The 15,102-nt window shown below is 64.4% G+C and carries 6 protein-coding genes; all 6 read right to left on the reverse strand.

Annotated elements, in window-relative coordinates:
• Window positions 1–73: 73 nt before the first annotated feature.
• Entirely contained in the window at window positions 74–2,863 is a 2,790-nt protein-coding gene (treY, locus tag F506_RS13175; protein ID WP_053198109.1) for a malto-oligosyltrehalose synthase, read from the reverse strand.
• Window positions 2,860–5,055 carry a 4-alpha-glucanotransferase gene (gene malQ / locus F506_RS13180; RefSeq protein WP_053198110.1) on the reverse strand — a complete coding sequence of 732 codons (2,196 nt, stop codon included), beginning with the start codon at window positions 5,053–5,055 and terminating at the stop codon, window positions 2,860–2,862. Before malQ ends, treY begins: the two co-directional genes overlap by 4 nt.
• Complete coding sequence (gene treZ, locus F506_RS13185; RefSeq protein WP_053198112.1) at window positions 5,052–6,941, reverse strand: malto-oligosyltrehalose trehalohydrolase; 1,890 nt, start codon at window positions 6,939–6,941, stop codon at window positions 5,052–5,054. Before treZ ends, malQ begins: the two co-directional genes overlap by 4 nt.
• Window positions 6,938–9,076 carry a glycogen debranching protein GlgX gene (gene glgX, locus F506_RS13190; RefSeq protein WP_053198114.1) on the reverse strand — a complete coding sequence of 713 codons (2,139 nt, stop codon included), beginning with the start codon at window positions 9,074–9,076 and terminating at the stop codon, window positions 6,938–6,940. The genes treZ and glgX overlap by 4 nt, the downstream gene beginning before the upstream one ends.
• 151 nt (window positions 9,077–9,227) lie before the next feature.
• Window positions 9,228–11,579 (reverse strand): 1,4-alpha-glucan branching protein GlgB, encoded by a 2,352-nt coding sequence (glgB, locus tag F506_RS13195; protein WP_083457860.1) that lies wholly within the window; start codon window positions 11,577–11,579, stop codon window positions 9,228–9,230.
• A gap of 55 nt (window positions 11,580–11,634) precedes the next feature.
• Complete coding sequence (gene treS / locus F506_RS13200; protein ID WP_083457862.1) at window positions 11,635–15,102, reverse strand: maltose alpha-D-glucosyltransferase; 3,468 nt, start codon at window positions 15,100–15,102, stop codon at window positions 11,635–11,637.

Consider the following 15,102-nt stretch of genomic DNA (forward strand, 5'->3'; position numbering starts at 1 on the left):
CCCGATACTAGTCGGCTCGGCAGTGCATCACGATAGGCGAGCTCCGCATTTGCCTGTAGGAATTCCTGCGGCCTCAGTCCGAAAGCACCAGGACATCCACCGGAAGTACCCGCAGCACGTCCGCCACGACAATCCGCTGCTCGCGCACCGCTCCTTCAGCACCCGACAGGACGCTTTGCCATTCGCCGGCAGGACTGTCCGCCGGCAACTGCACCGCCGTATCGCCCCAGCGTTGCGGCGGGATCAGCGGCGTCGCCGCGTGCAGCGTTTGCGCGGTATGGCCGCTGACGACCAGGCGCGCGGCATGGCGGCTGACCAGCACGACAATCGTCAGTCCGTCGCAACGGCGCGCGAAGGCGACAAGTTTGTCCGCCAGCTCGCCCGTGACCGTCAGCGGCACGTAGTCGCCGATGGTGAACAGGCTTTCCCTGCCGCGCCGGAAATGCAGCAGCGTGCGGATCAGTTGCTGCTTGCAGGCGCCGTTGCGCCAGTCTTCCAGCGTCAGCGGCGCGGTCAGCCCGGCTTGCATCAGCTGTTGCCGCAAGGCGTAATCCACAGGCCGCCGGTTATCCGGGTCGACCAGGCTGAAATCCCACAGGTCGCATCCCTGATACAGATCCGGCACGCCGGGTACGGTCAGTCGCAACATGGTCTGTCCCAGGCTGTTGAGCGCGCCGGCGGCGGCCACTTCCTGGACGAAATGGTGCAAGGCCGGCAGGAAGGCATTGTCGGCTTCGGCGCGCAGGATGCGCCGGAGGAAGCCCTCGCACTGCGCCTCGTAATCGAGGTCGGGCGCATTCCAGTCGGAGCGGCGCTTGGCTTCGCGCAGGGCCTTGCGCTGCCAGGCCGCCACACGCTCCAGCAACTCCGCGTGGCCGGATTGCTCCAGCGGCCAGACGCCGATCAGCGTCTGGTACAGCATCAGCTCATCGACCGCGTCGATCGGCATCTGCGTGCGCGCGGCCTGGTTAAGCGCACGCCAGCGCTGCAGGGTGCTTTGCCAGTGTGCCGGGATTTCGCTGAGTACCGCCAGCCGCATGCGCGCGTCTTCGCCGCGCTTGTGATCGTGGGTGGCCGTGGCCAGCATCGCCGCCGGAAAATCGCGCTGGCGGCGTGCGACATGGCGATGAAAATCCTCGATTCCCAACGCCAGCTGCGCCGGTTCGGAACCGACTTCATTGCGCGACAGCAAGCGGCCGTAACGATAGAACGCCGTGTCTTCAGTCGACTTCGCGGTCAATGGCGGCGTCAGTTGCTGGAAACGCGTCAGCGCGCGCCAGTGCAATTGCGCGTGGCGTTCATCCTGAATCCCGGGTTGCGGCGGATCGGCGAGAAGGCCGACGATCGCCTCCAGCGCCGCCTGGTCCGATTTCGCCAGCAGGTCGCGCACGCGTGCGGCGGTGGCGCGAATCACGGAGGCGTCGCGACTGCCGCAGCCGGCGCGAACGCCGTAGGTGCGATACACCGGAAAATACACCAGCAACTCCCGCACGCAGCGCCGGATCGCCATCAGCGACAGATCGCGCGTGGCCACGGCGGAACGCGCCAAGGTGTGCAGCGCCGCCGTCAGCGCATTGAATTCGCTGGCGAAATTGCGCTCCAGCAAACGCCGCCGCGTGCTGTGCACCAGATGCCCGAAGCCGTCGGGATCGGTACGGTATTCCTTCCAGATCGCATCCAGCACGGCGGCGCCCCTCTCGTCATGCAATATGGCTGCGGCCTGGTCCATGAAGTCGTAACCGGTGGTGCCGTCGATGCCCCAGTCGGTCGGCAGGCTTTCTTCCGCGCCGAGGATCTTCTCGGCGACGATGTAGACCGGCTGCCCCTGCGTCAGCGCCTCCAGCCGCTGACGCAGACGTTGCACGTAGGCAGCAGGCTCTGCCAGGCCGTCGATGTGGTCGAGCCGCACGCCGTCGATCAGGCCTTCGCCGACCAGGCGGAACAGCAAGGCATGCATGGCTTCGAAGACGTCATCCTGCTCCACGCGCATGCCGATGAGGTCGCCGATCTCAAAGAAGCGGCGCCAGTTGATCTCGTCGCCGGCATTGCGCCAGTCGCACAGGCGGTAATGCTGGCGCTCCAGCAATTCATGCAACGCGGCCGCGCCGTCCGGCGTCAGTGCGCAGTATCGGGCCAGGCAGGCGTCGATGGCGCCGCGCACAGCCGGGTCTTCGACAGCCTGCTCAAGCACCCGCCACGCCTGTGCGGCGCAGGCCTGGCGCTCTTCCTGCACGGCCGCTTCCTGCACCCGCCGGAATGCCGCTACGGCTTCAGCCAGCCGCGGCGAACCGGCTGCGCCGAGTACGTCGACATAGTCTTCCGGAGCCAACGGCAGGCGATTGCCGGGACAGGCGACGTATAGGCGGCCGGCCTCCCTTTCCAGCTTGATTTCGCCGGCGAGCAGCAACCCGCCGTAGGGCTTGCCGAGCACCGGCAGCAATACCTTGCCGTGCAGCGCCGGATCGGCGCCCAGCCATTCGATGTCGAACCAGCTTGCGTAATGGCTGTGCCGGCCCCACAACAGCACATCGCGCCACCACGGATTCTGGTCGCCGAGCGCCATGTGATTCGGGACGATGTCGACGATCAGTCCCATGTGCCGTTCATGCAAGGCCTGCACCAGGCGGCGCAGCCCGTCTTCGCCGCCCAGTTCTGGATTGACGCGGGCGGGATCGACGACGTCGTAGCCGTGCGTTGACCCGCTGCGTGCCGTGAAGATCGGCGACGCGTACAAATGGCTCACGCCGAGCGCCGCGAAATAATCGGCCTGCGCCAGGGCATCGTCAAAGGTGAAGTCGCGATGGAATTGCAGGCGCAGCGTAGCGCGCGGTATCAATGCCCGAGGAGATGCGGGAGAGTTCAAGGTTTCCTGCCTGTCTTGTCAGTGTCTTTTGCACGAACGGTGCGTTGCAACAGCCGCATGCGCCGGCGGCAATCGACGTGGTCCAGCAGCGTCTCCGCCGTGGCCGGCAACCGGCGTTGCCAGTTGGGATGGGTATCGACGGTGCCGGGCAGATTCGGCTGATCCTCCAGGCCGAGCAGATCCTCGATCGGCAACAAGGCCAGCGGCGCCGGCGTCTGTGCGATGAAGGCGGCGGCGCCGTCGATCACGTCCTGCGGCGCATCGTCGGACGGCTGGTCGCCGGCCACGCAATCGGCATCGAGCAAGGCCTGCCACAGCAAGCTGCGGTCTTCGCCGCGATCGGCGCGGGTCTGGGCGTCGGTGGCGCCCGGCATCAGCAGATCAAGCCTGGTGCGCCAGGCGATGTCGCTGCCCTGCCACCAGCCCGCAACGGTCGGCAGGTCGTGCGTCGAGGTGGTGGCGATGGCATGCCCCGGCCATTGTTGCGGCGGCAGGAAATTCGCGCGCGCATCGCGCTGGAACCACAGCACGCCGATGCCGAGCAAGCCGGCTTCCTTGAGCTCGGTGTCGAACCCTTCGGGCACGGTGCCCAAGTCTTCACCGATGACGATCGCGCGATGACGCCAGGACTCCAGCGCGATCAGCCGCAACAGGTCGCGTGCCGGATAGCGCAGGTAGGCGCCTTCGTTGGCGTCGCCGCCCTCGGGCGCCAGCCATAGCCGGGTCAGGCCCATCACGTGGTCGATACGCACGCCGCCGGCGTGGGCGAAGGCCGAACGCAGCATCGCGATATACGACCTGAATCCCTGTTCACGCAGCGCCAGCGGCGAAAACGCACCGATGCCCCAGTTCTGGCCGCGGGTATTGAGCAAGTCGGGCGGTGCGCCGGCGGACAAGCCCGCGATCATCTCCGAACTGTGACTCCACGACTGGCTGCCGCCGTTGTCGGCGCCGACCGCGAGATCGGCGATCAGTCCCACCGCCATGCCCGCCGCCCGCGCCGATTCTTGCGCGGCCTGCATCCAGCGCGAGGCCTGCCATTGCAAAAAGATATGGAAATCGACTTCCCCGCTCTGCTCTTCCGCGAAACGTTTCAGCTCGGCGCTGCCGGGGCGGTGGTAACGCTCCGGCCAGCGTCGCCAGTCGCTGGCGACGTCGATGTTTTTGGTCTGCTGCCAATAATGCAGCGTCTCGAACAGTGCGTGGTCCGCCAGCGCCTGTCCGCCTTGCAGCCGGAACGCCGCCAGTTCGGCCGAAGGACGATCCTGCATGCGGAACAACGCGTACAGATGGCGCAGCAAGGTCATGCGATGGGCACCGGCTTCGGGCCAGTTGACCAGGCCGGTCTGTTCCAGCCGTTGATGGCGGGCCTGCATCTCGGGGCCGCCTTCATTGAGCACCTGCGCCACCGCGTCGGCGCCGAGAACGGCAGCGGGGTCGATGTGCAACACATTGAGGAACAGGCGGCTCGACGGCGAATAGGGACTGAAACGATGCGGATCGGCCGCGAACATCGCATGTACCGGCGAGATCGCCAGCGCCGAAGCGCCCTCTGCACCGGCTCGCGCAGCCAGCTCGGCCAGGCCGGTGAAGTTGCCGATGCCGCCGTCGCCCTGGCTGCGCAGCCCGTACAGTTGCAAGGCCAGGCCCCAGCCGCGATCGGCGTGCGCCTTGAAGTGTCGATGCGGAGTCGCGTCGAAGGCGTCGGCGACGCTGTAGCAGCGGCGCGGCGCCACCGCCAGCGTGACCTCGGCGTCGCCGGCCTGCAGGCGGTGGTAGCCGTATTCGTCGATCGCTTCCAGCATCGGCGTGCGACTCTCGTCGGACGATACGCGGCGCTCGATCTTGCGGCCGGACTCCAGCGTGACCAGGCAGGCGCGTCCATGCAGGCCGCAATGTTCCGGCAAGGAAACCGGCTGGCCGATCTCGGCCGTGATCAGCGGCGGCAAGTCGCGCGCCTGGTTGCCGCGCTGCAGCTGCGCCATGCTGTCGAGCGCCTGGCGATGGCTGTCGCACGGCAGGTTCAAGGCCGCCAGGATGGTGCGCAGCGACGCCGGCGTCACGCGTTGCGGCTGGTTGTAGGCGTCGATCCAATCGACCGAAATGCCGGCCAGCGCCGCCAGCGTAAAGACCGCCTGGTCGTAGTCGCTGGGCGGATTTTCCTCAACGGGAAGTGATGTGGCGGAAGTCATCTTGCAGCCTCGCGTATGACCAGGATGGAATGCGCCGGCAGCGTGCCGGCGGCCAATGCGTCAAGCACGCCGCCGCTGTCGAACAGGACATCGGCGCCGGCCGGTACGACCAGCGTCTCCAGCGATTCGCGCAGCGGCTGCTCACCCAGATTGACGCAGATATTGAGCACCGTACCGTTGTTCAGGCGCCAGCGCGCATAGACGGCTTTCAAACCGATTGCCTGCGCATCGAGCGCAACCGCGCCGGGCAAATATGGTGTGATCGCTTCGCGCCGGATCAGCAGCAGACGGTAGCACCAGCCCATCCATTGGCCGGCGCTCTTGTCCTCTTCAGGCGAGACCGGTTCGGGAATCGACGCCATGAAGGTGGAAAAACTGTTCGGATCCGGCAAGGCGTCGAGCGCCTTCGGATCGGAAAACTCGGGAAAGCGCGAGAACTCCTTGCGGCGGCCGCTGCGCACCGCGTCGGCCAGTTTCTCGTCGGCGTGGCTGGTGAAGTAATAGAACGGCTGCGGCGCGCCGTATTCTTCGCCCATGAACAGCATCGGGATCTGCGGCGACAACAGCAGCAAGGCCTGTGCCGCACGCAAGGCGTCCGGATGCGCCAGCGTGGTCAGGCGCTCGCCCTGGGCGCGATTGCCGATCTGATCGTGATTTTGCAAGAACAGCACGAAGGCCGTCGGCGGCAATTCGGCGCTGGGTTCGCCGCGCACTTCGTTGTTGCGATACGGCGATGGCTCGCCTTGATAGATAAAACCTTCGCGCAGGCAGCGCGCCAGTTTTTCGGCCGGCTGCACCGCGTAGTCGCTGTAGTAGCCGCCGGTCTCGCCGGTCAGCAGCACGTGCAGCACATGATGGCCGTCGTCATTCCATTGGGCGTCGTATTTGTCGCCCTCGCCCGGCTTGCCTTGACCGCCGTCGAGCAGCGAAGCGGCGTTGTCGTCATGCTCCAGCACCAGGTGTACATGGCGGCGCGACAGGCCGATGTCCGCATCCTCCTGCTCGATCGCGCGCCGCACCTTGCGCGCCAGATCGTGCAGCCAGCCCTGTTCGCGGATGGCATGGACGGCGTCCAGGCGCAGACCATCGAAGCGGTATTCCTGCAGCCAGTACAAGGCGTTCTGAGCGAAGAAGTCGGCTACTTCGGGACGGCGAAAATCGATGGTCTCGCCCCACGGCGTGGTGGTATCCGTCCGAAAGAACGGCGACGCATAGCTGTTGAGATAATTGCCGTCGGGGCCAAAATGGTTGTACACCACATCGAGGAACACCATCATGCCCAGCCCGTGGGCGGTATCGATCAGTTGCTTCAACTGTTCCGGCGTGCCATAGCTGGCGTCCGGCGCATAGGGCAACACGCCGTCATATCCCCAGTTATAGGCGCCGGGGAATTCCGCCACCGGCATCAGCTCGACCGCCGTGATGCCGAGCTCGGCCAGTTCCGGCAGGCGTTGCAGCACGCCGGCAAAACCGCCCAGCGCGCCGACGTGCAATTCGTACAGCACGGTCTCGTGCCAGGGCCGGCCGCGCCAGTCCAGCGTCTGCCATTCATAGGCGGAGGCGTCGATCACCACGCTGTCGGCATGCACGTCGCCGGCCTGGCTGCGCGAAGCAGGATCAGGCACGCTGATCTCGCCGTCGGTCTGCGACATCAGTACGTAGCGATACTGGCTGCGCGCTTCGCACTCGGTCTCGACTTCGAACCAGCCCTCGCCGGCCGGCGACATCGGCACTTTGCGCTGGCCGTCGATCAGCACCGAAGCGGTCTTGGCCAGCGGCGCCCACAGCCGGAAACTGGTGCGGCCGTTGCCCAGATACTCGGCGCCGAACGGCAGGCGGTAGTGGAAGCGAACGTTGTTCGGATGGAGTTGCACTGGACTGTTCATGATTGTTCCCGGCATGGACGATTGGCGAAAACCTGCACGCTATGCGCCGCGACTTCAACGCTGGCGGTGGTACAGGCTTCCCTGGAAACGGCGCCGTCGGAGATGTTGCTGTCGATGAGCAGGTAGTGCGCATCCTCGGCGCGCGGAAAACTGAACTCGATCGGCTCATGTCCCGCGTTGAAGAACATCAGCACGATGTCCGGGCCCCCGGCCTCGTTCCCCGCCGCATCCACATTGCCCGCGCCGGCGCATTGCAGCGTCAGCGCGCGCGCCACCGGGTTTTGCCAGTCCTCGACCGAGATCGGTGTGGCGCGTTCGTCGAACCAGGCGACATCCTTGAGACCGGGTTCGATCTCCGTGTTGCCGTGCAGGAAGCGATCGCCCTGCAGCACCGGGAAATCACGGCGGATCGCCGTCAGCCGTGCGACATAGCTGATCAGCGCCTGGCCTTCTTGGGTAGCGGCATCCTTCCAGTTGACCCAGGAAATCTCGTTATCCTGGCAATAGGCGTTGTTGTTGCCGCGCTGGGTGCGATGGAATTCATCGCCCGCCAGCAGCATCGGCGTCCCCTGTCCCAGAAACACGCAGGTCAGCATGGAGCGCTGGACGGTGGCGCGCAGCTGCAGGATTTCCGGATCATCGGTCGGTCCCTCCACGCCCCAGTTGGCGCTGTAATTCTCGTTGTGGCCGTCATTGCCGTTTTCGCCGTTGGCTTCGTTGTGCTTGGTCTCATAGCTGACCAGATCGCGCAGGGTGAAGCCGTCGTGCGAAGCGATGAAGTTGACCGAGGACCAGGGCTTGCGGTGATGATGATCGAACAGGTCCGACGAACCCAGCATGCGTCCGGCGAACTCGCCGCGCAGGCCCTCGCCCCCTGCCCAGAAGTGACGCACGGCGTCGCGGAATTTGTCGTTCCATTCGGCGAAGCGAGGCGGATGGTTGCCGAGCTGATAGCCACCCGGACCGATATCCCACGGTTCGGCGATCAGCTTCAGCTGCGACAGCACCGGATCCTGCATCAGCGCGTCGAAGAAGCCGCTGCCCGGATCGAAGCCGGTCGGCTCTCGGCCCAGCGTCGTGCACAGGTCAAAACGGAAGCCGTCGATATCGAAGGCCTCGGCCCAATAGCGCAGCGAATCCAGCACCAGCTGGATCACGCGCGGGTGCGACATGTTGACGGTGTTGCCGCAGCCGGTGTCGTTGATGTAATACCGCTCCTCGCCAGGCAAGAGACGGTAATAATTAGCGTTGTCGAGACCGCGCATGCTCAGCGTCGGCCCAAGTTCGCTGCCCGAGCAAGTGTGGTTGTAGACCACGTCGAGGATCACCTCGATACCGGCTGCGTGGAAATGGCGCACCGCCATGCGCAGCTCGTTGAGATCGCCGGTGGACAGGTAGTTCGGTTCCGGCGCAAAGAAGCCAAGCGTGCTGTAGCCCCAGTAATTGCGCAGGTCGCGCTGCAGCAGGAAGTTCTCTTGCAGGAAAGCATGCACCGGCATCAGTTCCACCGTGGTCACGCCCAGCTTTTGCAAATGGGCGATGAAATCGGGATGGCCAAGCGCAGCAAAAGTGCCGCGTTCATGCGGCATGACGCCGTCGCGCATCATGGAAATACCGCGCACGTGCGCTTCGTAGATGACCGTCTTGGACCACGGCACGCGCGGCCGCGGGAATTTCTTCCCGACCGGCATATCCTCGTTGACCACCGCCTTGGGCATGGCGGCGGCGCTGTCGCGGCGGTCGAAGCTGAGGTCGCCCTTGGCCGAGTGCATGCGATAGCCGAATAATGCATCGGTCCAGCGCACCTGGCCGACCAGCTGGCGTGCATAGGGATCGAGCAGCAATTTGTTGGGATTGAAACGATGACCTTTCTGCGGCTCATACGGACCGTAGGCGCGATAGCCGTAGACCAGTCCCGGGGAGGTGTCGGGCAGATAGCCGTGCCACACCTCATCGGTGCATTCCGGCAAGGTCAGGCGCTCGACTTCACGCCGGCCGGTGGCGTCGAAGATGCACAGCTCGATCTTGGTGGCGTTGCCGGAGAAGACAGCGAAGTTGATGCCCAGTCCGTCAAAATGGGCTCCCAACGGATAAGGCGATCCTGCTTGCAGATGGCGCGGTGTTACTAAAGTCATATGGAACTCATCTCATGAATGATTGGAAGTACGGATTGCAAGTGCGGATTACAGGGAAGAACGATCCTGCCGGGTGGTAGTGCAAGCTGCGGCACTACGCCGGACAGGACGTTCCCGAGGGGTGTTCCGGAGAAAGGCATCTCAGGATTATTCATGAGACGAGTTCCTTCTTTCCCCGGCGCAGGATGATGGTGGAAAGCGGCGGCAAGGTCAGCTGCAACGAAACGGGATGGCCGTGCCACTCCTGCTGTTGCGCGGTGACGCTGCCGCTGTTGCCGAGATTGCTGCCGCCGTAGATGTCGGCGTCGGTGTTGAGGATCTCGGTCCATTGCAGTTCATGGGCGGCGCCGGCCGGTACGCCGATGCGGTAGTTGTGGCGCGGCACCGGAGTCATGTTGACCGCCACCAGCAGAGGCTCATCCTCTTCACTGCCGTGACGGAAATAGGCGAACACGCTATTGACGCTGTCATTGCCGACCACCCACGAGAAACCCTCGGCGCGGCTATCGTTCAGATGCAGCGGCGGCAAGCTGGCGTACAGCCTGTTGAGGTCGCGCACCAGGCGCTGGATGCTGCGATGACGCGGATCGTCGAGCAGATCCCATTGCGGCGACTTGTCGTGGTCGAACTCCTGGTACTGGCCGAATTCGCAGCCCATGAACAGCAGCTTCTTGCCCGGATGGGTCCACATGAAGCCGAGATAGGCACGCAGGTTGGCCAGTTTCTGCCAGTAGTCGCCCGGCATTTTTTCCAGCAGGGAGCGCTTGCCGTGCACCACTTCGTCATGCGAAATCGGCAGCACGAAGGCTTCCGAATAGGCGTAGATCATGCCGAAGGTGAAATTGTGATGGTGGTAGCGGCGATAGATACTGTCTTCTTCCACATAGCTCAGGGTGTCGTGCATCCAGCCCATGTTCCACTTGTACGAGAAGCCCAGGCCGCCCTCTTTCACCGGCGCCGTGACGCCGGGCCAGGAAGTGGATTCTTCCGCGATCATCAGCGCGCCGGGACAGCGTTCGGCCACGGTCTGGTTGAGTTCGCGCAGGAAATCGACCGATTCCAGGTTCTCGCGCCCACCGTGGATGTTGGGCACCCATTCGCCCGCTGCGCGGCTGTAGTCGCGGTACAGCATCGACGCCACCGCATCGACGCGCAGGCCGTCGACGTGGTAATGCTCCAGCCATTCGAGCGCGCTGGCGATCATGAAGCCGCGCACCTCGTTGCGGCCGAGGTTGTAGATCAGCGTGTTCCAATCCTGGTGGAAACCTTCGCGCGGATCACTGTGTTCGTACAGCGGCGTGCCGTCGAAATACGCCAGCCCGTGGCCGTCCGACGGAAAATGCGCCGGCACCCAATCGAGGATGACGCCCAGGCCTTCGCGATGACAACTGTCGACGAAGCCGGCAAAATCCGCCGCCGAACCGAAGCGTGCGCTCGGTGCAAATTGCGATAGCGGCTGGTAGCCCCATGAGCCGCCGAAGGGATGTTCCATCACCGGCAGCAATTCCAGATGGGTAAAGCCCATGCCCTTGGCATACGGGATCAGCCGCTCCGCCAGTTCGTTCCAGTTGAGGCTGCGCCCTTCTTCTTCGAGGATGCGCATCCAGGAAGCGGCATGCACTTCATAGATCGAGACCGGCGCCTGCAACGATTGCTTTTGCGCGCGCTGCTTCATCCATTCGCCGTCGCGCCAGCGCCAGGCGTCGCGGTCATCGATCACGCGTGAGGCGGTGGCCGGCGGCAACTCGGTGGCGCGCGCCATCGGGTCGGCCTTGGACGGCTGCACACGGCCGTCCGGTCCCACGATTTCATATTTGTAGAGCGCACCGTCGCGCAACCGCGGAACGAACAGCTCCCACACGCCGGCGCTCTGGCGCAAGCGCATCGGATGGCGGCGACCGTCCCACTGGTTGAAGTCGCCGATCACCGAGACGCGCTGCGCATTGGGCGCCCATACCGCAAAGCGCACGCCGTCGACGCCGTCGACCTGCATGACTTGCGAGCCGAGGCAGCGCGCCAACTGGCGATGCCGCCCTTCGCGGAACAGGTGCAGATCGAAGTCGGAAATCAGCAAACCGAAGGCATACGGATCTTCAGTGACCTCCACCTCTTCCAGCTTGCCGTTCTTGCCCGGCCATGCCACGTGCAGCACGTACGGAATCTCGTGATGCGCCTGTGCCGGCAGGTTCACTTCACCGTAGAAGATACCGTTGGCGCCGCCTTCCGCCGCGCCAAGCTGGGTCAGATTGCCCAACAGCACGCCATGCGGATCGGACTCGTCGGCCGGCCGCGAAAACACCTGCACCGCCATCGCGCCCGGGTAGTAGCAGCACAGGCGCAGGCTTTTCCCGCCGGTCTTCAGATCGGCGTAGCGCGGACCAAGCAGCGCAAACGGATCGCCCAGCCTGCCCTGCTGCAAACTGCCGGCCAGCTGCAGGTCGGGGAGCGCGCGATCAATTCCGTTGCCGTCGCGGTGCGCGTCATTGTGTAGAGATAAGGCCATCTTGATTCCTCTTGGTCTTGTTCTTGCATGTTGGTGTTCCGGCCGCATCCGTGAGCTACTTCGCGCCCAGCACCCGCGCCGCAATGGCATGGATGCCGTTCAGCGGCACATGCAGCCAGGCCGGCCGGTTGGCGGCTTCATAGCAGATTTCGTAAGCCGCCTTCTCCAGCGAGAACAGGTCGAGCAAGTCGTTCTGCGCCGCCGGCGGAAGGCTGTGCGCCAGCGCCGGGTTGCCGACGCGGTAGCCTTCCAGGAAAGCCGCCTGGCATTCCGGTGCGAAGCGTTTGAATACCTGCTCCTTGCCGGCGCGCGCGGCCTCGTCGAGATCGCCCGGCCCCATGTTGTAGCCGAAGGCGGCGGCGTACTCGAACGAGCGCATCAGGCCGGCGACGTCACGCAACGGGCTACCCTTGGCGCGACGCTCTTCCAGCGTGCGCGCCGGCTCGCCCTCGAAGTCGATGATGAAGACATCCTTGAAGGCGATCAGCACCTGGCCCAGATGCAGGTCGCCATGCAGCCGCATCGACATCGAACCGTTACCCGCCAGGGCCAGTTGCTCGATGCGCTTGTGCAGCGCTTCGCGCTGGGCCAGCAGGCGCGCCACCTGGCGCGCCTGTTCGACATCGACCCAATCGTTCTTCTTGCGCAGGATCTCGCAGGCAGCATTGAGCTGGTCCGATGCGGACTTGGCCCAGCGCTGGCAAATCGCGGTGTGCACGATCTCGGGCGAGAACGCGGGATCGTCGCCGGGCTTGCCGAGCAAGGTGTGCATCTCGCCGAGGCGCTGGCCGAGCAGGCGCGCGAACGCAGCCAGCTCGGCCAGGCTGGCATTGCCGCTGCGGGCAGGTTCGCCATGCGACGGATCGGGCAAGGGATCGTCCAGGATTGCACGTTCCAGCCTGTCCATGGTCCAGCGCCAGGCGTCGCCCTGGTTGTCGACGTATCGCTGCAGCACGATCAGCGCATAGGGCGTGCCGTCGGCGCCATGGCGCGTGACCTCGCCCAGCGTGGCCGGGACATTCGGGAAACCGTGGCTGGTCAGGTAGCGGCCCATTTCGATTTCCGGATGCACGCCCGGCTTGACCATGCGCAGCACCTTCATGACCACGGCGTCGTTGATCACGACGGAACTGTTGGACTGCTCCTGCGCGACGCGGCGCAATTGCAGCGGCGCATGCAGGATGGCCTTGTCGAAGGCGGCGGTCGGCACGAAGCGCATGTGGCCGTCACCGGCCGGCACGTCGGCGTCTTCCGCCAGCAATTCCAGCACCGTCATGATGAACGAGTCGAGCGCGAACGCATCGGTCAGGAAGCCCACGTGGCGGTTGCGCCGTACGCGCGACAAGGCCAATTGATGCGGCAGCGCCGAGATCGTGTCTTCCTCGCGGATGAAACCAAGCGGCAACAGATAGCGTTGCTCCTCTTCGCCGTCGTAGTGCGCGACGACTTCGCTCATCAGGATGGGCAGATTGCCGGGCACGTTCTTCGACATCGGCAGCTCGGTGGCGGTGACCATGTCGACACGCCCGAGCTGCTTCTGCTTGGCCGCGTACCAGCGGCGCTTGAGCAGATAGTGCGGCAGCACTTCGCGTTCTAGCGTGCCGCGCGCCGGCTCTTCCATGATTTCCTCGACGCCGTGGCGCAGCACCAGCGTGACGTATTCAGGCAGCGGTTCGGGGCTGGCGGCGTACCACGACGGCATGGTTGCTTCGTTGGCCAGCAGGAACCAGTAAAAGCCGAACGGCGGCAGCGTCAGCAGGTAGTTCAGCTTGCCGATCGGAGGGAAAGCGGTGCCGCCCATCATCTCGATCGGGATGCGGTCGGCGAAGGCCGACAATTCCAGTTCCACCGCCTGCGCCGACTGCGACAGGTTGGCCACGCACAGGATGGTCTCGGTGGCGCCGTCGTGCGTGGGGTCGCTGTATTCACGCAGGTACGCCAGTATCTTGCGGTTGCTCGGGTAAATCAGCTTGAGCGTGCCGCGGCCGAAGGCCTGGTGCTGCTTGCGCACACTGAGCAGCCGGCGCATCCAGTTGAGCATCGAATGCCGGTCGTCGTTCTGGGCCTCGACATTGATGGTCTGGTAACCGTATTGCGGATCCATCAGCGGCGGCAACACCAGCCGCGCCGGATCGGCGCGCGAGAAGCCGCCGTTGCGGTCCAGCGTCCACTGCATCGGCGTACGCACGCCGTCGCGGTCGCCCAGGTGGATGTTGTCGCCCATGCCGATTTCATCGCCGTAATAGATCACGGGCGTACCGGGCATGGACAGCAGGAAACTGTTGAGCAGTTGGATGCGGCGCGCATCGCGCTCCACCAGCGGCGCCAGCCGGCGACGGATGCCGAGGTTGAGGCGCGCGCGGCGATCCGGCGCGTAGAAATTCCACAGGTAGTCGCGCTCGGCGTCGGTAACCATTTCCAGCGTCAGCTCGTCGTGGTTGCGCAGGAAGATCGCCCATTGGCAATCGGCCGGAATTTCGGGCGTCTGGCGCAGGATGTCGGTGATCGGAAAGCGGTCCTGGCTGGCCAGCGCCATGTACATGCGCGGCATCAGCGGGAAATGGAATGCCATATGGCATTCGTCGTTGTCGCCGAAATATTGCTGCACGTCTTCCGGCCACATGTTGGCTTCGGCCAGCAGCATGCGGTCGGGATATTTACGGTCCATCTCGGCGCGGATGCGTTTGAGGATGGCGTGCGTCTCGGGCAGGTTTTCGTTGGTGGTGCCTTCGCGCTCGATCAGGTACGGCACGGCGTCGAGGCGCAGGCCATCGATACCCAGGTCGAGCCAGAATGACATGACATTGAACACCGCCTTGAGCACTTGCGGGTTGTCGAAATTCAGGTCCGGCTGATGCGAATAGAAACGATGCCAGAAGTAGGCTTTGGCGACCGGGTCCCAGGTCCAGTTGGATTTTTCGCTGTCGAGGAAGATGATGCGGGTGCCGGCATAGCTCTTGTCGTCGTCGGACCAGACGTAGAAGTTGCGCGCCACCGAACCGGCGCGGGCATGGCGCGCACGCTGGAACCAGGGATGCTGATCCGAGGTGTGATTGATCACCAGCTCGGTGATCACGCGCAGGCCGTGCTCATGGGCGGCGGCGATGAAGCGCCGCACATCGCTCATGTTGCCGTAATCCGGATGGACGTTTTTATATTCTGAAATGTCGTAGCCGTCATCGCGCCGCGGCGATGGATAGAACGGCTGTAGCCAGATCGTGTTGACGCCCAGCCCGGCGATGTAATCGAGCTTCCTGATCAGGCCGGCGAAATCGCCGATGCCGTCGTCGTTGGCGTCAAAATACGATTTGACGTGGATCTGGTAAATGACGGCGTCCTTGTACCACAGCGGATCGTCAGTGAACGGCATGCCGTCTTTGCCGGCGCGCGCCCTGGCCCGGCTGGCCTTGTCCTGATGGCCGCCTTTGGCGTTCTTCCTGGCGCTCTTTGCACCCTTTGCGCCCTTGCTGTCGGCAGGCGGTTCACGGCTGCGCAACATCGTGCTGTCTGTCGGGATTTCCAT

This window comes from Herbaspirillum hiltneri N3, from assembly GCF_001267925.1.
Classification (GTDB): Bacteria; Pseudomonadota; Gammaproteobacteria; order Burkholderiales; family Burkholderiaceae_D; genus Herbaspirillum; species Herbaspirillum hiltneri.